Below are 21,895 nucleotides of genomic sequence, written 5' to 3' on the forward strand. Positions count from 1 at the left end.
TATTTTTCAATAAGGGAAGTTGTATTTTATGCTAGAGAACGCAACAAAATTATTAAAATCTTATTTTGGCTATGAATCCTTCCGAACAGGCCAAGCTACAATTATTAAGCAAGTAATCGAAGGGAAAAATTCCATTGCAATTATGCCAACTGGTGGCGGAAAGTCGATTTGCTATCAAATACCAGGACTTTTATTTGACGGTACTGCTTTAGTTATCTCCCCACTTATTTCACTTATGAAGGATCAAGTGGACGCATTATCTGCACTAGGTATACAAGCAACCTATATCAATAGTTCATTAAATCAAGAGGAATACCAAGACAGAATGGAAGCATTACGACAAGGTAAGTATAAATTCGTATACGTAGCACCTGAAAGATTTGATTCTGATGCATTTATCCATTCTTTGAATCAAATCTCTCTTTCATTAATTGCCTTTGATGAAGCTCATTGTATCTCCCAATGGGGGCATGATTTTAGACCAAGCTATCGTACAGTAGTCGATCAAGTCAAGCAGTTAAAGGATCTTCCGCTTTTAGTCGGATTGACGGCTACCGCTACCAAAGAAGTAATTCACGATTTAGAGCAGCTGTTAAATGTTCCCAACCAGCATGTTGTGAACACAGGATTTGGTCGTAATAATTTGACGTTTCAAATTGTAAAGGGGCAGGCTCGTTCCACTTATATAGAAGATTTTGCAAAACTACATAAGGATGAATCTGGTATTATCTATGCAATCACAAGAAAACAGGTAGACCAGCTTTATTTGTTCTTAAAGGAAAAAGGCTTCCAAGTTAGTAAGTATCATGCTGGAATGAGTGAAATTGCCAGAAAACAAGCACAAAATGCTTTTATTCAAGATGATTCAACGATAATGGTGGCAACCAATGCATTCGGAATGGGGATTGATAAATCTAATGTACGTTATGTCATTCATTACGCCTTACCGAAAAATTTGGAGAGCTATTATCAGGAGGCTGGGCGTGCAGGACGAGATGGCGCTCCAAGTGATTGTATTTTACTCTTTTCTGGTCAAGACATCCAAACACAGAAATATTTGATAGAGCAATCTGATATGGTAGAGGATAAAAAGAAAAAGGAATATGGAAAGCTTCAAGCAATGATCAATTATTGCCATACTGATCAATGTTTACAGCGTTTTGTGTTAGATTATTTTAAGGATCCCAACCAAATCGAGGACTGTGGGAAATGTACAAATTGTTTAGATGATAGAGAAAAGGTAGATCGCACGAAGGAGGCACAAATGGTTCTTTCCTGCGTAAAACGAATGGGAGAACGTTTCGGTGCTAGTATGACTGCCAAAGTATTAAAAGGCTCGAATGACAAGAAGGTAAAACAATTCGGTTTTGACCATCTGTCTACTTATGGCTTGCTAAGCAAGGATAAGGAAAGAGATTTAATAGAGTTCATTCATTTTTTAGTCGCGGAAAATTATCTTATAGCAGAAGAGGGGCGCTATCCTCTATTAAAATTAGGAAAACGTGCTTTAAAGGTACTTAAAGGAGAAGAATCTGTATTTATTCAAGTAACAAAGGTAGAAAAGCGTGAGACTCGATTCTATGATGAACAATTATTTAATGAGCTGCGCAAGCTTCGGAAACAATTGGCAGATGACTTAGGAGTGCCACCATATGTCGTGTTTAGTGATAAATCGTTAACCGAAATGAGTGAAAAAATCCCTCAATCAAAACAGGCATTACTTGCGATCCATGGAGTAGGGGAGAAAAAATATGACCAATTTGGAGAAATGTTTTTACAAGTAATCACCGACTATTCTTCAAAAAATAGAGGCAATCCTTTAGAAAAAACTCCTAGCTTCTTCATAAGCTATCAGCTGTTCACTGAAAAGAAGATGAAGATTGAGGAAATTGCTAATGAAAGAGAGATTGCGAAGGAAACAGTTGTCAAGCATTTAATGGAAGCAGGTAAAAAAGGGAAGGAATTGGATTGGTCCATCTTTGTCTCTCCTGATAATGAACAAAAAATATTGGCTATATACAAAAAAAGAGAGGAGCCACGCTTGTCGGAATTAAAGGAGGCATTACCTGAAGAATATACTTATGAGGAGATTCGTGCCGCACTTATTAAAAATGGTAAGCTGTAAGACTGGGATATAATGAAATAGCGGGAATAAGGATCCGAACAATCATCTTGACTGAGTATAGTTCAAATAAACAGTCTTCCGTGGAAAAAGCTTGCCTTGCATAGTATTCCCTATGTAAAGTTAGCAGACCGCGGCTCATTGTATAGGAAACAATAACAAAGCGGTCACAATACACAAATTTGAATGTTCGGATTTCTCCTTATTTACTACTCTTTCCCATTCCTAATTATTCATTAAAATCGAGCGCCCATGCGCCTTGACGGAATACTGGTTCTAGTTTCCCTTCGTACGTTTCCCCATCAATATCTAAATCCGCAGATCCTATCATAAAGTCAACATGTGTTAGACTGTCATTCACACCATGTTCATCTAATTCCTGATCGCTCATTTTTGAACCACCCTTTAGATTCGTCGGATAGGCTTTACCTAGTGCAATATGGCAAGATGCATTTTCGTCAAACAATGTGTTATAGAAAATTAAGCCAGATTGTGAGATTGGCGAAGCATGAGGGACAAGTGCTAACTCCCCTAAACGAGATGCCCCTTCATCCGTTTCAAGTAGATGCTTTAACGTATCATAGCCTTGCTCTGCCTCAAAACCAACTACTTTTCCTTTTTCAAAGGTTAGACTAAATCCCTCAATCCTGTTTCCACCATACACCAGCGGTTTCGTCGCCGTTACTTTACCATTTACTCCATACTTATGAGGAACTGTAAATACCTCCTCCGTTGGCATGTTTGGATTAAAGGCAATACCTTCCGTTGTTTCAGCTGCTCCACCTTTCCAAATATGACCTTGAGGTAGCTCAAATCGAATATCTGTACCTTCTGATTTAAATACTAATGCACGATAATTTTTTTTGTTTAAGTAGGCCCTCGCTTCGTGTAATAATTGATTATGTTTTTCCCATGCTGCTACTGGATCGTCTTGATCTACACGGACAATTTTAAAAATCTCTTCCCATAAGCTTTCTATTGCTTCCTCTTTTGACTTGTCTGGGTAAATCTTTTGCGCCCAGTCCCCTGTTGGAATGGAAATGATAGACCATGGAATCCGATCATTCATCGTATAACCACGAAATTCCTTCATTGCTTCTGCACTTGCTTTATTCGCTTTGGCAACTTTCGCTGGGTCAATATCCTTTAATAAATCAGGATTGGTAGAACGTATGGCGAGAAGTGCAGCACCATCCTTAGCAAAGGTTAAATGCTTTTCTACCTGCCACCTAGGAATATCGGTTAATACTTCTTCTGAAGCATGCTTAAATTTCAATAATGTTAACTCATCGTCCGTCCAATTAATGTGCACATTTTTTGCTCCATGCTCATAAGCTTTTCTTGCCACTATTCTAGTAAAATCTGCCCCTTCAATAGATGAATTAATAACAAGTGCCTGATTTCTCTGCAAATTAACTCCTGTCTTTAATGCAAGCTCTGCGTACTTTTCTAACATGTTTTTGTCTGCCATTTTTATTCCTCCTCTAATTGTTCTACTAATATGGAAAGCTCTTCCCAACGCTCCATTTTTTGCTCAAGCAGAACTTCTAGCTCTTTCTGCTTATCAAATAATGGTTGGATCTTTTCAATATCACTACCAGCTTCGGCAATTTCTAGTTCCATTGCATTCAACTCTTCCTCTAGCTTAGTTATATCCTCTTCAATCGTATCCCATTCCTTTTGATCGTGGTAGGATAATTTTTTTCTTCTTCGCCTAGTTGGTTTTTTATCTACTTTTTCCTTTTTTACCTCTTGTTTCTCTGAATCAAACCTTTCGCGAAATTCGGAATAATTCCCATAAAAATGAGTTAATTCTTTATCTCCTGTGAAGGCAATGACTTGATCTATCGTTTTGTCCAGGAAATAGCGATCATGCGACACCGTTAGCATAACACCAGGGAATAGCTCTAAGTAGTCCTCCAATACAGCAAGAGTTTCTGTGTCTAAGTCATTAGTAGGCTCATCTAAGAAAAGAACATTCGGTTCTTGCATTAAAATCGTTAATAAATAAAGTCTTCTCCTCTCTCCACCTGAAAGCTTCTGGACCAATGTCCATTGCTGTGATCGAGGAAACAAAAATCGCTCTAACATTTGTTCTGCTGTTATGACATCCCCACTAATGGTATGTACGACCGCTGCCACCTTTCGAACTAAATCAATGACCTTCGTATTCTCATCCAATGGAGGGTGATCCTGAGTATAGTATCCGACCTTCACTGTTTCACCTAATTCTATACTGCCGTAATCTGGTTCTGTTTTTCCTGCCAATATATTTAATAAGGTTGTTTTACCACTTCCATTTGGGCCGACAATACCAATCCGATCTCCCTGCTTCAATAATAGGTTGAAGTGATGAAATAAAAGCTTATCTCCATAGCTTTTGGCTAAATCTTTTGCTTCGATTACCTTTTTTCCTAATCTTTTGGAACCTATTTGGAATTGAAGCTCCGATTTATCGGTCTCGAAGGTTCTTTCTTTCATCTTTTCCACACGATCGATTCTTGCCTTTTGCTTCGTTGTTCGTGCTTTTACTCCACTTCTTAGCCATGCAATTTCCTTTTTTAAGTGATTTTGATGCTTTTGTTCAGCTTGATGCTCCTCTTCTTCTCTTCGTGCCTTTTGCTCTAGAAAAAGCTCATAATTACCTTGATAAACATATAACTTACCTCTATCTAGTTCAAATATTCGATTGGTAATTCTATTAAGGAAATACCGATCATGTGTGACGATTAGGACAGCACCTTGATATTGGGGTAGATATTCCTCCAACCACTCGATCGTATCATTATCTAGGTGGTTAGTAGGCTCATCTAGTATAAGCAGGTCTGCTGGTTGAATAAGCGCTTTTGCAATGGCTACTCTTTTCTTTTGTCCTCCAGAAAGCTCTGCTGTTTTTTGATTTAATGAGGAAATACCTAATTTCGATAATACCGTTTTAGCAACTGTCATCGCATCCCAAGCTTCCGCTACATCCATCTTTTCTTGTTGTTTTAGAAGCTTTTGCTGCAGAACTTCACTTTCCGGATTACCCTCTAATGCAAGGACTGTTTTTTCATAATTTCGTAATGTCTCCATCATTGGAGAATGACCGTAGTATATTTGATCAAGCACGGTTAAATCTTTATCCAAATCTGGATCTTGATCTAGATATTCGACTTGATAATCATTCGGGTGGTCAAGCATACCAGCCTCTGCGGTATCGCTACCTGCCAACACTTTTAACAAGGTTGATTTTCCTGTACCATTTACCCCGATCAACCCAATTCGATCCCTTTCCGCAACCGAAAAAGATATATGATCAAATAAAACCTTTTCTCCATATGTCTTGGTTAAGCCTTCCACCTTTAAACCACGCACTTTTGTCACCCTTTCTACTGAAAAGAACCTGACTATTGTCAAGTTCTTTATCGCCTACCAACTAAATGAATCGTTCCAGCTTAACTATGTATATCTATAAAATCGGTGAAATAAGTCGTGCGATGGATTCCTTGAAACGAATCCATTTCGTCCTTTTCTTATATAATGCATAGGTTAACTGGGATACATGCTCCATATCCTTTTCAAACTCATCTACTAGCATTTCCGCAAGTGTTTCGTTGTACAAAAAGGCATTTACTTCAAAATTTAATCGGAAGCTTCTTACATCAATATTTGCAGTCCCAACGGAGGCAATTTTGCTATCTACTACAATCATTTTAGCATGGAGGAACCCTTTTTGATAAATATAAACAGTTGCCCCTGCTTCGAGTAACTCTCCAATATAGGAATAGGTTGCCCAGTATACAAAAGGGTGGTCTGGCTTATTCGGTATCATAATCCGGACATCTACCCCTGATAATGAAGCAATTCTAAGCGCATCTAACAAGCTCTCATCTGGAATAAAATATGGTGTTTGAATAAAAACATAATCCTTCGCAGACATGATCATTTTAATGTAGCCATGCTTAATCTGTTCCCAATCAGAATCAGGTCCACTTGATACAATTTGCATCCCAACTTTGCCAGCAGATTTGGCCGCATAATACTTATCATCATACTCGATGTCGTGCCGAGATGCTTGGTTCCAATCCAAAATAAAACGTGTTTGCATATGCTTCACCGCACTACCGATAATACGTAAATGCGTATCTCGCCAATAGCCAAATCGTTTATCAACCCCAAGATATTCATCACCAATATTGAAGCCACCGATATAACCAATTTTTCCATCAATGATCACCAGTTTGCGGTGGTTGCGGTGGTTTATTTTAAAATTCAGCTTTGGAATAAGAGGAGGAAAGAACCCTTCTACTTCCGCTCCCGCTCTGCGCATCTCACGGATTAGCCTTCTACTAAATTTCCTCGATCCCATATCATCATATAGGACCCTTACTTCGATTCCTTCCTTTGCCTTTTTCATTAATACATCTGCTAACCGCCTTCCTAGTTGATCGGAGCGCATAATGTAATAAAGCAAATGAATATGATTTTCTGCCTTCTCAATATCCTCTATTAAAGAATTAAATTTGCGATTCCCATCTGTAAATACCGTAACATCATTGTCTTGGGAAAATATGGCGTCATCATTTCTTAAGTGTAAATAAAAGAGATCTTCATACTGGTGCATGCGTGGATCATTGACTCGGAACTCTTTATTCTCAATCTCCCTCAACTGTTGTTGAACAGCTGTTTTTACCCCTAATTTACTTTTGGTGTCCCAAGTGAATATAGTTTTATTGCTTAATTTTCTTCCAAATATAAGATATAAAATAAAGCCTGCAATTGGAATAAAGGTTAAGACCATTACCCATGCCCAGGTTGAGGTTGCATTTTTCCTCTCTAAAAAAACAATAGTAAGTGATAATATAATATTAAAAATTAAAATAAAGCTAATTATAAGTTGTACAATACCCATGTGGCCCCTCCTCTCTCATTAGCTAACCCTTCTTTAATATAGCACATTTATAGAAAAGCTAATAGCACAGTGACTATTAGCTTAATCAATGGTCATCTTATTTTGATCAGCTTCTAGCTTTGGTCCCCAAATCTTTAATACCCCCTCCGAAAAGGATGCTTTCGCGGTCCTTTTATCCACTACATATGGTAGTGTGACGGTTCTACGATTTCGAAACTCTTTACGTTCTTTGTGATAATAATGATACGTTTGATCTACCTGTTCGGTTTCATGCTTGTGAGAAATATCAATAGTTAGTTGATTCCCTAAAAAGTTAATTTGTATTTGTTCTTTTTTAATTCCAGGTAATTCAACCTTCACAAGCCACTCTTCATCTGTTTCCAAGACATCTACCGGAATTCTCTCTGGACCTCTCGCCTGTTCAAAAAATTGATCAATCGATTTCATCACATTGTTCGCTGGTTTATCGTATAAAAAGGCATCGAGCTTCTTAATAAAATGTTCTCCAAAACGAGATACACTATGATTCGGTTGATTGCGATTTTCCATACTTATCCTCCTTTTCCCATTCTTTTTATAGTGTATGCGTCTAATTTTCGAAAGTAATGGGCTATCGTTAGAACAAAGGGAAGCAGGAACCCTCGTTATTCAGAAAATTCATTTTATTTTTATTGACGACAAAATTTTTATCCGATATAATAGAAAACAATTAATTACATACAGAAACTCTTATCAAGAGTGGCAGAGGGACTAGGCCCGTTGAAGCCCGGCAACCGTCAATGGAACATCCATTTGAAAAGGTGCTAATTCCTACAGGTATGGACCTGATAGATAAGAGGAGGATGATCAGGACACGAACCTCTTCTTAGCTTAAGAAGAGGTTTTTTATTTTAAAAAAATAATCTTTCTGGAGGGAAATTTCATGACACATTCATTTAATGTAACAGGAACGGAAACGGCACTATTGCACGCAGGACAGCAAGTAGATCCAACAACTAATTCAAGAACCGTACCAATCTATCAAACTACTTCTTACGTTTTTAATGATACAGAGCATGCTCAAAATTTATTTGCTCTGGCGGAGCCTGGAAATATTTATTCCAGAATTATGAACCCTACAATAGATGCTTTTGAACAACGCATTGCTCAATTAGAGGATGGTGTGGCAGCGGTTGCCACAGCATCAGGTATGGCAGCTATTACACTTGCCATTCTCAACCTTGCAAATTCAGGAGACGAAATTATTGCGGACAGCAACCTATATGGTGGTACTTATAATTTATTTAATAAGACATTACCGAAGTATGGTATAAACGTAAAATTTGTTGATGGAACGGATCCTGAAAACTTTCGAAATGCTATTACTTCTAAAACGAAAGCAATCTTTGGTGAGGTCATAACCAACCCAAGCCTCAACATCTTAGATATTGAGGCAGTATCAGATATTGCCCATGAAAATGGTATTCCTTTAATTATCGATAATACTTTTGCTACACCATTTGTTTGTAAACCTCTTACATGGGGAGCAGATATTGTTGTCCATTCTGCTACAAAATGGATCGGAGGCCATGGTACTACAATTGGTGGTATTGTCGTTGATGGTGGTCGCTTTAACTGGAACAGTGATAAGTTCCCTGGATTTGTAGAACCTGATGAAACCTATCATGGAATTCGCTTCGGTATTGATATTGGCGCACCTGCCTTTGCCATTAAATTACGTGTACAATTACTTCGTGACATTGGTGCATGCTTAAGTCCACAAAATGCCTTTTATTTCTTACAAGGTTTAGAAACATTGCATTTACGCATTGCTCGTCACAGTGAAAATACGAAAGCTGTTGCAGAATACTTAGAAAATCACCCACAAGTCGATTGGGTAGCTTATCCAGGTCTTCGTAATCATCCATCCCATGAACTTGCGAAGAAATATTTACGCAACCATTTTGGTTCTATTATCGTCTTTGGTATTAAAGGTGGCCGTGAAGCTGGTCGCAACTTAATTGATAACATTACACTATGGTCACATGTAGCAAATGTAGGGGATGCGAAGTCACTCATTATTCACCCTGCTTCTACCACTCACCAGCAATTAAATGCAGAAGAATTAAAAGCTTCTGGTGTTACTGAAGAATTAGTACGCTTATCTGTTGGTATTGAGACAGCTGAAGATATTATTAACGATTTAGACCAAGCTATTGCTAAGGCAACAAATTCAGAGCCTACCATCCAGGTAGATGCGGATAAGGCCATTACATGGGCATTATCCTCACCATTCGCTAGAGAAGATGGTGGCATCAGACCGAAAACCATCGCAATACTTGGTTATGATCAAGACAAAGAACAAACGATAACCAACCTGAAAAAATTAGGTTACCAAGTCATTCCTGTAAGTAATACAGACGATTCTCTGTATGGATTAAAAACTGTGAATAAACTTTCCGATATTGAGGAAGAAATTGATATTGCTTTTGTAGCAGATGAAAGTAAAGTAGAAGAAGTCTCTGACCAAGCAAAAATTATTTGGTTTAGAGATGCAGCTAATGAAAAGGTTGTAAATAAGGCACAAGCAAATGGAACGATCATTGTCGAAAATCGTTGCCCATTTAGTGAAGCAGACCGCTTGCGCCGTGGAGAATAATTCGTGATTCTCCCTAATTATCGTTTATTTATCTCCCCAAGATAAATAATATATAGCCGTGAATCCTTTCTTTTACCGGACTCACGGTTTCTTTATGTTTTAAGAATCTCTGCTTGTTTCCAAGTTTCAAGGAGAATGAGCGATAACCCCCTCATTAATGCTCCTTTTATCGTATTTTTTAACATGTTCTTCTTTCCACTTGCATATTTTAACAATACAAGCTCCATGTGTGATTCGCGTATTTTTTGGGTATAAGATTAGTATAGCGAATTGTAACTATTGGATGAGTGAAGGTGTTTTGGATGAAAAAAAGAATTTTATTAGGCCTAAGCATAACGATAATGATAGGCTTAATTATCGCCTTTATTTTTATTATAGATAAGGAAAAGGATGTAATTTTACAAGATGGTACCACACAAGAAGACCAAGCGGATACGGAGCCAGAAGATGCCGTAGAAGCAGAAAGTCCAGAAGAAACATCGGTTCCTAAAGAGATTCGTGACCGAGTAAAAGATGTCGTGATAGATGCCATCCAATTTTTTAAAAAGGATACGGATATTGTTGCGATTGGGGATTCTCTCACACAAGGTGTAGGAGATGAAACAGAAAATGGTGGCTATGTGGGAATTATTGAAGAGCGTCTCGATAACCAGGAGGTAAAGGTCACCATCGATAATTTCGGCAAGAGAGGAAACCGGACTGATCAACTGCTCCAACGTTTACAGGAGGAGGACGAAGTAATCGATTCTATAAAAGGAGCAGATATGGTTCTGATTACTATTGGAGCGAACGATGTAATGAAAATATTAAAAGATAATTTTATGAATTTGACAATGGAACCTTTTAATGAAGAAAAAGAACCGTATGGAGATAGGTTAGAGCAAATACTAAAAAGAATTAAAGCATTACAACCAAATGCCAAAATATATTTATTAGGTCTATTTAATCCATTTGAAAAATATTTTAGTGATATCAAAGCATTGGATCAAATTATGACTCAATGGAATACTGAAAGTAAGCAGGTAGTTAGCCAATTTGAGCAGGCTACTTTTATCCCAATGCAAGATATTTATCAAGGTAGATCACAGAATCTTCTAGCCGAGGATAATTTTCATCCGAATACACGCGGTTACCAATTAATTGCTAATCGGGTATTATCCTATTTAAAAAGCGATTTAGAGGATTCGGCCAATAATTAGAAGGTGATAACTTGAAGGAGAAACTACTCATTAACTGGAAAAAACTTTTTATTTCGTTAGCGATTCTAAACGGGATTATAGTATTATTACTGATTGTGTTTATTTTATGGCCAGTACCTAATGCCTCTTATCCTAGTAAGGAATATATTGAAGAAGATCCCGGTGCAGAATTTACGATTCAATCAAGTAAGGAAAACTTAACAGAGCTTGTAAATGCGTATATTGATAAGCTATTAAAAGATAAAAATGATAAATATGCGGTGAGCTTTGACGACCAAGTACATTTAATGGGAGCAATTGAGGCTTTTTCTACAGAGGTCCCTGTAAGTATTACCTTTGATCCCAAAGTACAGGATAATGGAGATATTATTCTTAAGGCTAGTGAAATGTCGTTAGGATTATTACGTTTACCAAAGGATAAAATTTTAAAATACGTAAATGAACGTGTCTATACACCAGATTGGGTTACTATCAATCCAAAGGAGGAAAGCATCTATTTAGCCTTAACCAAAATGGAATTAAAGAGTAATTTTCGAGTAAGGGCACAACAATTCGATTTGGAAAATGACAGGATAACCTTCCGTTTTAAAGTACCAAACGAAACATTGGGGCTTTAACCTTGTTCAACCGCCTTCAGTGGGCAACATTTCCCCACTGAAGTTCCACCCCTCTCCTTCATCCATGAAAACCAATTTATTTAATGATTCCATGTTGATAGGCATACACTGCCGCTTGTGTTCTATCCTGTACCTCTAGCTTACTCAGAATGTTACTCACATGGACCTTTGTTGTTTTCAATGCAATAAATAGCTCGTCGGCAATCTCTTGATTGGTTTTGCCTTGAGCAATTAGTAATAATATTTCCATTTCTCGATTCGTAAGACTATCATGAAGCCTATTGGTCCGTTGTTTCCGCATATTTGCCATAACCTTTGTTGTTACCTCTTTTTCTAACACACTCTCACCTTTATAGGTATCTCGGATTGCTTGGGCGATTACCTCAGCTTTGGAGGTTTTTAATATATAACTTGTTGCCCCAGCTTCTAATGCTGGATATACTTTATCATCATCGATAAAGCTCGTCACAATGAGAATTTTTGCATCTGGCCATTGTTGCATAATATGGCTTGTTGCTTCAATCCCATCCATTTCCTCCATCACTAAATCCATCAAAATAACATCAGGGCGTAATTCTAAAGCTAGTTCTACCGCTTTTATGCCATTATCCGCTTCTGCTACTACATCAATATCCTCCTGTGTCGATAAATAAGCACTCACTCCAATTCTGACCATTTCGTGATCATCGACAAATAAGACCCTAATCATTTTATTCCTCCTCTATCATCGGCACACGAACCTCTATCCTTGTTCCTTTCTCTGGAATACTAATGATACGGAAGTAACCACCAATTTCCGCGGTTCTCTCCTGCATATTAATAATTCCATAGGAGCCTGCTTGCTTTTCTTCTATATTAAATCCGATACCATCATCTTCTATTTTCAATATGGCAAAGCCATCTCTTTCTATTAATAGTGTATCAATACTTCTTGCTTTAGAGTGTCTTAAAGCATTGGAAACACCCTCTTGTAAAATTCGAAACAGATGATCTTCAATTCCTTTATTTACTTGAATATCCTCCAGCTTCCATGTAACTTCCATTGGCACTTTTGCCCTTAATTCTTGCAAAAGCTGCTCCATACCCTCTTTTAATGATTTGTCCTTTAATAGAACAGGGCGCAAATGCAATAGTAATGCACGCATTTCTAACTGTGCTTGTTGAATCATTGCCTCGACTTGACTTAGCTGTTTCGTCATAGTGGCGTTTTCCTGATGATTGCTCGCATTTACTGCGGAGACAAGCATGGACGCAGCAAACAGCTCTTGACTAACCGAATCATGAAGTTCTCGGGCTAGACGGTTTCTTTCTTCAGAGATTACTTGGTTTATCGTATCCTCTTGATCCTTCGCTCTTTCCTCAATTAGCTTCTGGGCACGCTTCGTTTGCTGTTGAATATAGTCCTGTACTTCTTTTAGCTTTTCATGAACAGAATGGATTTCATCAAAATCCTTCTCATCAGTGAAAGTTTGATTTTTTAGTATTAAGGATAAGCTTTGTTCAAGAAACCTAACTCGTTTGTTAACAACATAGGCTACTATGACACCCACAAGTATGCCAAATAATATCGTGATGGTTGGTACTATAATCAGAAATGGAACTTCCCATACCTTCTCTGTCCATAAGGATCGTAAATTGTCTAACGGAAAGGCAAGAAAAAATAAGGTGCTCAGCAATAGTAAGAAAATAAACGTAACTACTATTATGGTAGCAATTAAACGACTATAAACCTTCATCCTCTTATCACCTCAAGCTTTCCGATTAGAACCTGGGTGTAAATCTTTACCTTTTGGGAAGAAGTATGATAATGGTCTGTTTGCATTTGAATATTTCGATTAAAAGCATTACTCTCTTTATGCTCGAAAACCTGTATTTCCCCATATAAAACAGAGTGATCAATTGATACCTCTACATCATAAGGAACGATAATCCTTACATTTCCTACTAGCTGTCGAATAATTACGGTCGATTCTTCTTTTGGTAGCATTGTATTATTTAAGTCAATCGATATATCACTAACAAAAGATTGGATGTTCATATCCTGCCATGCATAAGGTTGACTACTTTTATCATATTTTCCAAACCATTTATTCCAGAAGACTTTTCCTTCTGTTACTACATTCTCAAAAAGTGAACTATCAAGATGATATTGCTTCGGTTCTTTCTTTGTTTTATACCAGCTCCAAGCAATATAAAAAATAATTGCTAATATAATAAAACGTACTGCGAAGGTGTCTATGATGGTAATAAAAAGAAAAAATACCCCACCCCAAAAGATCGTTTTACCGCTCATTTTATGATAGGATCGTTTTCCAAAATAAATAGCAAAGCCCAATAATAAGAGGGTAAACAGGTGACCAGGATTAATAAAGATGAATTCTATCGCAAATAAAACACAGCCAATAATGAAAAGGATGTGTATCCAATCTGTTCGTGTTTTGTTTACCATATAAAGCAGCCCCCTGTCATTTCCATCTTTTATCTCAATAGATTAGAGGTGCAGCGATCACACTGCACCTTTTTAGCATAGCATGTTTTTAGTTAGAAGTAGAAGCCTTTTTTTCTAGTTCAGCAAAGCGAGCATCTAATGTATGCAAACGGTATTCGGTTTGTACTCGTTGCTCGATCCGTTCAATATAGCTTTCAAGCTCAGCGAATTTGGAAGCGCTCTTGGATACTAGCTCTGTTTCAAGCACTTTGTTCATCCCTTGCTTTGTACGTGCGATATTTTCTCTGCTTTTAAGTTCTAATCGTTTGACATATAGATCTTTTAGCTTTTGTTTCATTTGGACATATTGTGTTTCCAGCATTTCTAAATCTTTGATAGCTTTTTCCTGCATCTTATTTAAATGCGCTACTCTAGCTTCAAATTGATCAAGCTCTTGCTTTGCTTCTTTTGCTAATTCTTCTTCTTGCATTTGCTCTGCTAATTCGTATTGTCGTCTGCGTTTTTCGACCATTAATTTCGCTTGGTTCCATTCACGAGTAATGTCTTGCTTAATTTCATATTGCTTTTCAACCAATCGTTTTATTTTTTTCACTTCTTGCTCACATTCGCGAATGTATTGGTTCACATGTGCGATTGGATTTTTTTCTTCCTTTTGATCCATTAGTTCATGTAAGTCTGCCATCACAGAATCCTTTATACGAGTTAATAAGTTTGCCATTTTATCTTCCTCCTTATTATTTTAAAGCTTGTCCCAGTTTAAATAATCATCGTTATAATAAGTATTTTCTTTTTCTTGTTTCCATTTTTTATAGGTGTAATATAACACCACTAATGCAACAATACCGATTAAAGCAGGTATATTAGAGAGTGACATAGAAACACCAATCAATATGACAAATGCCCATAACACTTTTTTCCCTGTTGTTTCAGCTAGTATGAATTTTCTTACTCCATAGTAAGCAATCGCTACACTAATCAAGAGCATGATTATTGGACCGACGTTTGCAAGCAACACGAAGGCTGCAATCACGCCTAAACAAATGAGTAAAAATGTTTTCATTTGCGTTCCCTCCTTCCATACTCTTATGATAGCTTGTCTCCATTCTTTTCATAACTGGCTGTAGATATAACTTGGCTAAGACTTGAGGCTTATTTTTAGTGTCGACTGCGAAATTAGGGATTTTTTTTGCGACTTCTGAATTTTTTTTGCGACTTCTGAATTTTTTTTGCGACTTCTGAATTTTTTTTGCGACTTCTGAATTTTTTTTGCGACTTCTGAATTTTTTTTGCGACTTCTGAATTTTTTTTGCGACTTCTGAATTTTTTTTGCGACTTCTGAATTTTTTTTGCGACTTCTGAATTTTTTTTGCGAAAAAAGCGAGGGAGCTAAGCTCCCCCGCTTTTTTCTCTAACTATAAATACTTTCTAGGAAAGGTATTTCATACTGTGCTAAATATCTTATTAAATCTCCATGATAGATGAGCTTTAGCTCTCGCCATTCTTTTAAATCTTGTGGCCGAGTTAGACATGCCGGCTTTTCCTCCGTATAAATGCCAGCCTCTCGTAGAACGGTTGCTACAAATTCCGAACAGAAAAACGCATGCTCTCGCTGCCACTCTAAATTAAGTAAAACACCGATTAGTCCTAATAAATTATAGCGATATGCATCTGTTTCCTGCTCCATTTGTTTCACTCTTTTAAACAATAGCTCATACATATCTTCTGTAATAGATAATTGATAGATTGCACATTTTGCTTGATAAAAAAATGGTGTTCGTAGATTTTCCTTCACAAATCCGGCAATTAATGGATTATATGGTCGTTTTCTACCAAAACTGTAGACTTCTCTTAATTCATTATCAAAACTAATGGATGCGTGATTTAATGTAGATTTGGTACATATATTAATGATTCTAGAGAAAAAAGTTCCCGTATCTGTGAAAAGAAGATAGACGTTTTTCTTCTTCACCTTTGCCACCCCTTGACATCCACTCTGAGGAAAAATAACAGTAGATCTTTCATAGTAGTATTTTATTAGTATGTGGAAAAAATTACAATAGAATATGTATTTTAACTATAGTACAAATTATGCACTTGTGCAAGATGATTTTGTTCATATGCAGAAAAAATCCCCAACTATTTAAACATTGGGGATTGGAACGGAATCGGTTGATTGTACGATAACTTGGTTCATGACCTTGAGCTAACCACATCATTCGAACACTGTCTGCTAACATCGCTTCCATCTTTCTTCCTGAGAAAGCAGACTGAGTATAGTCGCATAAGATTATCTTCAGCATCATTCGAGGATGATAAGCAGGACAACCAGTTTTTCGAAGTAAACCCTTGAATGCTTCCTCTGGAATGCTTTCTACTAATTCATTGATGGCAAAAGCAATATCACTTTCTCGTAATTTAACTTCTAAATTTAAAGGCAAAACAACTTGATTCATGGTATAATGTTTAAACATAAGGACATCCTTTCTGGATTATGGTTTGGTCACTTTAATTCTATCAAAGGGTGTCCATTTTGTTTTACCTAAATTTTGTAGCAATTCTAAAAAACGTGACACCTTCACTATGCTTAGTGTCGGTGCCACGTAATTTCTATTTACCTGGGTTTTGTCCCAGCCTCTTCATCTACTGTATTCCTTCCAGATAGTTGTTTTCTACAAACGTACTACTTGCTTCCTTTTGATTTTCGAGGATTTCGATCTTCACTTTGCGAACCCTTCTATTCGTTACTTCCTCTACACTTACCTTTAGGTTTTCGTATTCAAAGGTATCTCCTTTTTTCGGGACTGCTTCCAGATTCTCAATAATCCAACCCCCAATTGTGTGATAGGAACTTTCGGGTGTTGGGACTTTAAGCGATTCAGCAAAATCGGTTAATTGGTATTGTGCATCGAATTTGTACACATTTTCATTGACTCGAATAATAGAGTGAACCTTCTCGTCCTGCTCATCCCAGATTTCCCCAACAATTTCTTCTAGAACATCTTCCAGAGTTACGAGCCCAGCTGTCCCACCGAATTCGTCTAATACGATCGCCATGTGCACCTTTTCCTTTTGTAGCTGTGGTAAAACAGAAGAAATCTTCACAGATTCCACTACAAAAAGAGGCTCTCTTAATAATTCTCTAATATTGACATCATGATATTTTACTAAATGAGTTAGAAATTCTTTTTCCGATAAGATACCTATAATATTATCAATACTTTCTTCATAAACAGGAATACGTGAGAAACGCTCCTTGAAGAAAATATTTTTAATTTCTTCTATCGATTGATCCACATTAATGGCAATCATGTCAATTCTAGGTGTCAGTATTTCTCCAGCAATCGTGTCATCAAAATCCATTGACCGATGGAGTAATCGCCTTTCTTCTTTATCTATAACTCCTTCTTCCTCACTTATATCTAGCATTACCTTAATCTCTTCTTCCGTTACAGAAGGAAGTGGATCTCCCTTCGCAAAAAGCTTGGATATGAGTAATTTTAACCGTGAAAATAAGAAATTAACAGGTGTCAACAATTTAATTAAAAAGTATAGAATGCCAGATATCGTCAAGGAATAGGTCTCAGCATGCTCTTTTGCTAATGATTTTGGTAATATTTCACCGAATATGAGGATAAGTATTGTCATCAGTACTGTACTGATCACTAATGCTAAATTCCCTCCAAATACCTCATTAGCTATCGTTGCAGATATACTGGAAGCTGCAATATTGACAATATTATTCCCAACTAGAATAGTAGATAGAGTATTGTCGAAATGGCTTGCCATATGCAGTGCCTTTTTACTTCCAGCACGGCCCTCGTCTGCAAGGTTTTTGAGTCTAATTTTGTTCACACTTGAAAAAGCAGTTTCTGCTGAAGAAAAGAAAGCTGACATGAAGATTAATGTCGTCAATAAAATAATCGAACTCAGGGGTATATCGTCCAAAAAAATCCACTCTCCTATTAAAAATTTTATGTAAGCGGTTAACATCGATTACATAAGTTAATTTGAAAATAAGACTAATGTTCTCATTAAATCGGATGAATGTGACTGAATGTTTGTTTTCATTTTCATATTTTCATCACCGATGTTATCTATTATTTCATACATCTCTTCCAATTCAAGCTTCAAGAATTTCATTTTCATCTTGAGTTGTTCTACTTGAGCTAAAATGTCCTCAGTGGCCATTTCATTGTTTTTAAGTAATTTTTGTTTTTGCTTGATTTGTTCTAATGGCAGATGCAATTGTTTACACTTTTCAATAAATTGAAGATCTTCCATTGCTGTCTCTTTATAAAGTCGGTAATTTGCATCCGATCTTACACATTCTAACAAACCCATCTTCGTGTAATAATCTATGGTACGTTTTGATACATTTGATATTTTAGATAATTCTCCTATTTTATATACCTTCCCAATATCATCACCTCATTGCTATTATAATGGATAGGAAAAAAACTGTACAGTATAACGTTATGCTTTTTTTATCCTTATCATTCAAGCAATTTTATTTTCTTCTAATAATTGCTTTGATAATATAGTCGTAGATTTAAAAAGGAGTGGTGATCTATGACAAAAAAGGTTCAATTAGGAAAATCCAATTTATATGTTAACCCGATTGGTTTAGGTGCAAATGCAGTAGGTGGTCATAACCTTTATCCCAACCTAGATGAAGAACAAGGAAAAGAGGTTGTGAGAGAAGCCATTCGAAATGGCATGAATTTTATCGATACTGCTTTTATCTATGGCCCTAAGCGTTCAGAGGAATTAATTGGTCAGGTGATAAAAGAGCATGGACACCGAGAAGATTTTGTTGTGGCAACAAAAGCAGCACACGAAATCGTAAAAGATGAGACAAAACTTAATAATTCTCCTGCGTTTCTTAAAGCTTCTGTGGATGATGCTTTAAATCGACTCCAAACGGATTATATCGATCTCTTTTATATCCATTTTCCTGATGAAGATACACCTAAAGCTGAAGCCGTCGGTGCGTTAAAGGAATTAAAGGATCAAGGAAAAATTCGCAGTATTGGTGTTTCCAATTTTTCTATCGAACAACTTAAGGATGCTAATCGTGATGGATATGTTGATGTATTGCAATCAGAATATAACCTTTTTAAGCGTCAAGCTGAAAAAGAATTACTTCCTTACACAGCAGAAAATCAGATATCCTTTGTCCCATACTTCCCACTAGCGTCCGGTCTACTAGGCGGAAGATATGATGAGAACACCACTTTCGATGATTTACGTGCCAATGATCCTCTATTTCAAGGAGAAGCGTTCAAAGCGAATTTGAAAAAGGTAGAGGAATTACGACCGTTAGCTGAAGCAAAAGGAACGGAGATTGCACACATAGTTCTTGCATGGTATTTAACGCGTGATAGTATTGATGCTATTATACCTGGAGCAAAACGAGTAGAACAAGTAAAAAATAACTTAAATACTTTAGATGTGAAGCTTACACAAACAGAAATTGATCAAATAGATCATATTTTCAAATAAGAAGAGGGACAAAACTAAATAGAGAGAATGATAATCCGAACAATCTTCTGACTGAGCGTAGTCAAAATAACGTAGACTCCTGTAGGAATAGCACGAGCTGAAGATCCACTTTGCAAAGTTAGCAGATCGCCGTGGCCACTGTAAAGGAAACACTGCTAAAGTTTACTCGAGTAGATGTAGACTTATGCTCTATTGGTAAAAGCAAAGTATTTTAATCGAGCAGTTTCCGTGCAGAAGTATTAACGTTCGGATTTTTCCTTTCTCTCCACTTTTTTTATTTATCTTTCAATTTTGCCAATGCATCTGCAAGTGCTGTATTCGCAAATCCATCATCTTGTTTTTTTAAATATTTGTTAACATCTCGTTTCGTGGCTTTATTCTGACCGTGCTTATTTTTTCTTTTCTGGAATGCTTGCAGTTTTTCATGGTAGCCACATACACAGGAGAAGGTTTGGGCATCGCCTTTTCCACGGAGCTCCATTCGTTTATGGCAATTTGGACATCTTGCATTTGTCTTCTTCGCAATCATCTTGCGTTCTCCACATTCACGATCCTGGCAAACTAACATGCGTCCATTTTTTCCGTTAACCTCAAGCATGAGCTTTCCACAGTTCGGACATCTCGTCCCTGTCATATTATCATGCTTATACTTCGCATCACTTGACTTCACTTGTTGGACTATTTCCTTTGTATAGGACTTAATTTCTTGAATAAAGGTATCCTTTTTTAGCTTCCCATTAGCAATTTGGGCAAGCTTGTCTTCCCACTCTGCAGTTAATAATGGTGAGCGTAAATCGCTTGGAACTAGCTGTAATATCTGCTTACCTTTAGAGGTTAGATAGAGATATTTTCCCTTTTTCTCGATATAAAAGGTATTGAACAGCTTCTCAATGATATCTGCTCTTGTGGCAACTGTTCCTAGACCACCTGTTGCCTTTAATGTTTTGGATGCATGTTTTTCATCTTTTTGTAAAAATTTCGCTGGATTCTCCATTGCATGTAATAATGTACCCTCTGTTAAACGTTCCGGTGGTTTAGTTTCACCATGTGTAAGAGTGAGTTTCGGCTTCTTCCATACATGATTATCCGAAATATTCGCAATAAGTTGATCATCTTCTTGATCTTCCTCCTTATGATCATATACTGCTTTAAAACCACGATTGATCACATTTTTCCCGCTTGCTGTAAAGGTTTCTCCAGCTATCTCTGCTGTTAATTGAATATGCTCATATTGAAAAGGCGGTAGCAATACAGCTAAAAAACGTTTAATCACTAAATCATAAATCTTCTGCTCCTGATCATTGAGCTTGGACAAGTAGACTGGTTCTTCTGTTGGAATAATCGCATGGTGATCAGATACCTTCTGATTATCCACAAAAGACTTATTTGCTTTAATCGGATGTTTTTTAATTCTATTAGCTACGACACTATATGGACCTATACCACAGCTTGCCACACGCTCTTTTAATGTCGGCACAATATCTGTTGAGATATATTTAGAATCCGTCCTTGGATATGTTAGGACTTTATGCTGCTCATATAGCTTCTGCATAATGGACAATGTTTGCTTACCTGAAAAGCCAAAAATACGATTGGCATCTCGTTGTAGATCGGTTAAATCATATAATGTCGGCGCATACGTTTTTTTCTGCTTTTTCTCCAATTTTTTTACATTCAAATCATTATTTTTCAATTTTTCAAGAAGACCCTTGGCCTTATCTTCATTAAAAATTCTTGACTCTCCATTTGGATTTTTCCATGTTAGAGTAATACCGTCATCGGTTTTTGCTTTTAATTGATAAAAAGTTTGTGGTTTGAATTGCTTAATTTCTGCTTCTCTTGTTGCGATCATTGCAAGTGTCGGTGTTTGAACACGACCACTTGATAATTGAGCATTAAACTTTGTTGTCAATGCTCGTGTCGCATTAAGTCCAACATACCAATCGGCTTCCGATCTTGCTACAGCAGAATGGTATAAATTATCATATTGTTTTGCTGGTTTGAGCTGTTGAAAGCCCTGTTTGATCGCTTGGTCGGTAACAGAGGAAATCCATAATCTTTTGATAGGCTTATTTACTCGCACCTTATCCAAAATCCAACGTGCTACTAGCTCTCCTTCACGACCAGCATCTGTTGCAATTACTATATTTTTCACATCTTTACGGATGAGTTGTGATTTTACTGTTTGAAATTGTTTGCCTGTCTTTTTAATAACGACTAGCTTTAGTCGATCTGGGAGCATTGGTAAATCTTCTTGCTTCCATGTTTTATATTTTTGATCATATGCCTCTGGATCAGCTAATGTCACTAAATGGCCAAGTGCCCATGTAACAATATATTGGGTTCCTTCCATATAGCCGTTCGCCTTTTTATTGCATTTTAAAACACGTGCGATATCACGACCAACAGAAGGCTTTTCTGCAATTACTACCGTTTTACTCATCGTTGAATACTTCCTTTCTTCTTACTTACCT

At 36.9% G+C, this 21,895-nt stretch carries 18 protein-coding genes, 1 pseudogene and 1 riboswitch; of the genes and pseudogenes, 5 read left to right on the forward strand and 14 right to left on the reverse strand.

The annotated features are described in order from the left end of the window. Window positions 1–28: 28 nt before the first annotated feature. Complete coding sequence (gene recQ, locus DLJ74_RS17640) at window positions 29–2,125, forward strand: DNA helicase RecQ (RefSeq protein WP_109985452.1); 2,097 nt, start codon at window positions 29–31, stop codon at window positions 2,123–2,125. A gap of 226 nt (window positions 2,126–2,351) precedes the next feature. Here the strand turns inward: recQ and DLJ74_RS17645 are convergent, their stop codons facing one another. The 4 genes from DLJ74_RS17645 to DLJ74_RS17660 all read right to left on the reverse strand — a co-directional run bounded on the left by DLJ74_RS17645 (window position 2,352) and on the right by DLJ74_RS17660 (window position 7,565). Beyond that, the gene (locus tag DLJ74_RS17645; RefSeq protein ID WP_109985453.1) at window positions 2,352–3,593 is read right to left on the reverse strand and encodes an aminopeptidase; all 1,242 of its coding nucleotides are present in this window, start codon (window positions 3,591–3,593) and stop codon (window positions 2,352–2,354) included. 2 nt (window positions 3,594–3,595) lie between these two features. Then, the gene (locus DLJ74_RS17650; protein ID WP_109985454.1) at window positions 3,596–5,479 is read right to left on the reverse strand and encodes an ABC-F family ATP-binding cassette domain-containing protein; all 1,884 of its coding nucleotides are present in this window, start codon (window positions 5,477–5,479) and stop codon (window positions 3,596–3,598) included. Between the two features lie 94 nt (window positions 5,480–5,573). Beyond that, window positions 5,574–7,016 (reverse strand): cardiolipin synthase, encoded by a 1,443-nt coding sequence (gene cls / locus DLJ74_RS17655; RefSeq protein ID WP_109985455.1) that lies wholly within the window; start codon window positions 7,014–7,016, stop codon window positions 5,574–5,576. Between the two features lie 81 nt (window positions 7,017–7,097). Continuing rightward, the gene (locus DLJ74_RS17660) at window positions 7,098–7,565 is read right to left on the reverse strand and encodes an Hsp20/alpha crystallin family protein (RefSeq protein WP_109985456.1); all 468 of its coding nucleotides are present in this window, start codon (window positions 7,563–7,565) and stop codon (window positions 7,098–7,100) included. 177 nt (window positions 7,566–7,742) lie between these two features. Further along, window positions 7,743–7,854: riboswitch (SAM riboswitch) on the forward strand. Between the two features lie 84 nt (window positions 7,855–7,938). On the opposite strand from DLJ74_RS17660, the gene DLJ74_RS17665 reads away from it, so the two are divergent. The 3 genes from DLJ74_RS17665 (at window position 7,939) to DLJ74_RS17675 (ending at window position 11,470) form a co-directional block, all read left to right on the forward strand. Further along, entirely contained in the window at window positions 7,939–9,654 is a 1,716-nt protein-coding gene (locus DLJ74_RS17665; protein WP_109985457.1) for a PLP-dependent aspartate aminotransferase family protein, read from the forward strand. A gap of 302 nt (window positions 9,655–9,956) precedes the next feature. Further along, entirely contained in the window at window positions 9,957–10,853 is an 897-nt protein-coding gene (locus DLJ74_RS17670; RefSeq protein ID WP_109985458.1) for an SGNH/GDSL hydrolase family protein, read from the forward strand. Between the two features lie 11 nt (window positions 10,854–10,864). Continuing rightward, window positions 10,865–11,470: a YpmS family protein gene (locus DLJ74_RS17675; protein ID WP_109985459.1), complete on the forward strand. Its 606-nt coding sequence runs from the start codon at window positions 10,865–10,867 to the stop codon at window positions 11,468–11,470. 76 nt (window positions 11,471–11,546) lie between these two features. Here DLJ74_RS17675 and DLJ74_RS17680 read toward each other — a convergent pair whose 3' ends face one another. The 9 genes and pseudogenes from DLJ74_RS17680 to DLJ74_RS17720 all read right to left on the reverse strand — a co-directional run bounded on the left by DLJ74_RS17680 (window position 11,547) and on the right by DLJ74_RS17720 (window position 18,338). Next, the gene (locus DLJ74_RS17680) at window positions 11,547–12,179 is read right to left on the reverse strand and encodes a response regulator (RefSeq protein WP_054788599.1); all 633 of its coding nucleotides are present in this window, start codon (window positions 12,177–12,179) and stop codon (window positions 11,547–11,549) included. 1 nt (window position 12,180) lies between these two features. Then, complete coding sequence (locus DLJ74_RS17685) at window positions 12,181–13,206, reverse strand: sensor histidine kinase (protein ID WP_109985460.1); 1,026 nt, start codon at window positions 13,204–13,206, stop codon at window positions 12,181–12,183. After that, the gene (liaF, locus tag DLJ74_RS17690; RefSeq protein WP_109985461.1) at window positions 13,203–13,919 is read right to left on the reverse strand and encodes a cell wall-active antibiotics response protein LiaF; all 717 of its coding nucleotides are present in this window, start codon (window positions 13,917–13,919) and stop codon (window positions 13,203–13,205) included. Before liaF ends, DLJ74_RS17685 begins: the two co-directional genes overlap by 4 nt. 88 nt (window positions 13,920–14,007) lie before the next feature. Continuing rightward, window positions 14,008–14,637, reverse strand: coding sequence for a PspA/IM30 family protein (locus tag DLJ74_RS17695; protein ID WP_054861260.1), 630 nt, complete (start codon window positions 14,635–14,637; stop codon window positions 14,008–14,010). A 21-nt stretch (window positions 14,638–14,658) separates the two neighbouring features. Beyond that, the gene (locus DLJ74_RS17700) at window positions 14,659–14,979 is read right to left on the reverse strand and encodes a lmo0954 family membrane protein (protein ID WP_054861261.1); all 321 of its coding nucleotides are present in this window, start codon (window positions 14,977–14,979) and stop codon (window positions 14,659–14,661) included. Window positions 14,980–15,327: 348 nt separating this feature from the next. After that, window positions 15,328–15,888: a hypothetical protein gene (locus DLJ74_RS17705; RefSeq protein WP_054861661.1), complete on the reverse strand. Its 561-nt coding sequence runs from the start codon at window positions 15,886–15,888 to the stop codon at window positions 15,328–15,330. A gap of 181 nt (window positions 15,889–16,069) precedes the next feature. Continuing rightward, window positions 16,070–16,390: pseudogene (locus DLJ74_RS17710) on the reverse strand (transposase); the annotation flags it as partial. A gap of 169 nt (window positions 16,391–16,559) precedes the next feature. Continuing rightward, window positions 16,560–17,864: a hemolysin family protein gene (locus DLJ74_RS17715; RefSeq protein WP_109985462.1), complete on the reverse strand. Its 1,305-nt coding sequence runs from the start codon at window positions 17,862–17,864 to the stop codon at window positions 16,560–16,562. A 57-nt stretch (window positions 17,865–17,921) separates the two neighbouring features. Continuing rightward, complete coding sequence (locus DLJ74_RS17720; protein WP_109985463.1) at window positions 17,922–18,338, reverse strand: MerR family transcriptional regulator; 417 nt, start codon at window positions 18,336–18,338, stop codon at window positions 17,922–17,924. A 150-nt stretch (window positions 18,339–18,488) separates the two neighbouring features. Here DLJ74_RS17720 and DLJ74_RS17725 point away from each other — a divergent pair, with 150 nt between their 5' ends. Next, entirely contained in the window at window positions 18,489–19,421 is a 933-nt protein-coding gene (locus DLJ74_RS17725) for an aldo/keto reductase (protein WP_054861659.1), read from the forward strand. Window positions 19,422–19,695: 274 nt separating this feature from the next. Here DLJ74_RS17725 and DLJ74_RS17730 read toward each other — a convergent pair whose 3' ends face one another. Further along, window positions 19,696–21,864: a DNA topoisomerase III gene (locus DLJ74_RS17730; protein ID WP_109985464.1), complete on the reverse strand. Its 2,169-nt coding sequence runs from the start codon at window positions 21,862–21,864 to the stop codon at window positions 19,696–19,698. Window positions 21,865–21,895 lie beyond the last annotated feature (31 nt).

This window comes from Gracilibacillus dipsosauri, assembly GCF_003176895.1.
Taxonomy (GTDB): Bacteria; Bacillota; Bacilli; order Bacillales; family Amphibacillaceae; genus Gracilibacillus; species Gracilibacillus dipsosauri.

Excerpts from the sequence above, each read along its gene's own strand:
- recQ (WP_109985452.1), top strand. The coding sequence starts at position 29 with ATGCTAGAGAACGCAACAAAATTATTAAAATCTTATTTTGGCTATGAA.
- DLJ74_RS17645 (WP_109985453.1), bottom strand. The coding sequence starts at position 3,593 with ATGGCAGACAAAAACATGTTAGAAAAGTACGCAGAGCTTGCATTAAAG.
- cls (WP_109985455.1), bottom strand. The coding sequence starts at position 7,016 with ATGGGTATTGTACAACTTATAATTAGCTTTATTTTAATTTTTAATATT.
- DLJ74_RS17660 (WP_109985456.1), bottom strand. The coding sequence starts at position 7,565 with ATGGAAAATCGCAATCAACCGAATCATAGTGTATCTCGTTTTGGAGAA.
- DLJ74_RS17665 (WP_109985457.1), top strand. The coding sequence starts at position 7,939 with ATGACACATTCATTTAATGTAACAGGAACGGAAACGGCACTATTGCAC.
- DLJ74_RS17670 (WP_109985458.1), top strand. The coding sequence starts at position 9,957 with ATGAAAAAAAGAATTTTATTAGGCCTAAGCATAACGATAATGATAGGC.
- DLJ74_RS17680 (WP_054788599.1), bottom strand. The coding sequence starts at position 12,179 with ATGATTAGGGTCTTATTTGTCGATGATCACGAAATGGTCAGAATTGGA.
- DLJ74_RS17685 (WP_109985460.1), bottom strand. The coding sequence starts at position 13,206 with ATGAAGGTTTATAGTCGTTTAATTGCTACCATAATAGTAGTTACGTTT.
- liaF (WP_109985461.1), bottom strand. The coding sequence starts at position 13,919 with ATGGTAAACAAAACACGAACAGATTGGATACACATCCTTTTCATTATT.
- DLJ74_RS17695 (WP_054861260.1), bottom strand. The coding sequence starts at position 14,637 with ATGGCAAACTTATTAACTCGTATAAAGGATTCTGTGATGGCAGACTTA.
- DLJ74_RS17700 (WP_054861261.1), bottom strand. The coding sequence starts at position 14,979 with ATGAAAACATTTTTACTCATTTGTTTAGGCGTGATTGCAGCCTTCGTG.
- DLJ74_RS17725 (WP_054861659.1), top strand. The coding sequence starts at position 18,489 with ATGACAAAAAAGGTTCAATTAGGAAAATCCAATTTATATGTTAACCCG.
- DLJ74_RS17730 (WP_109985464.1), bottom strand. The coding sequence starts at position 21,864 with ATGAGTAAAACGGTAGTAATTGCAGAAAAGCCTTCTGTTGGTCGTGAT.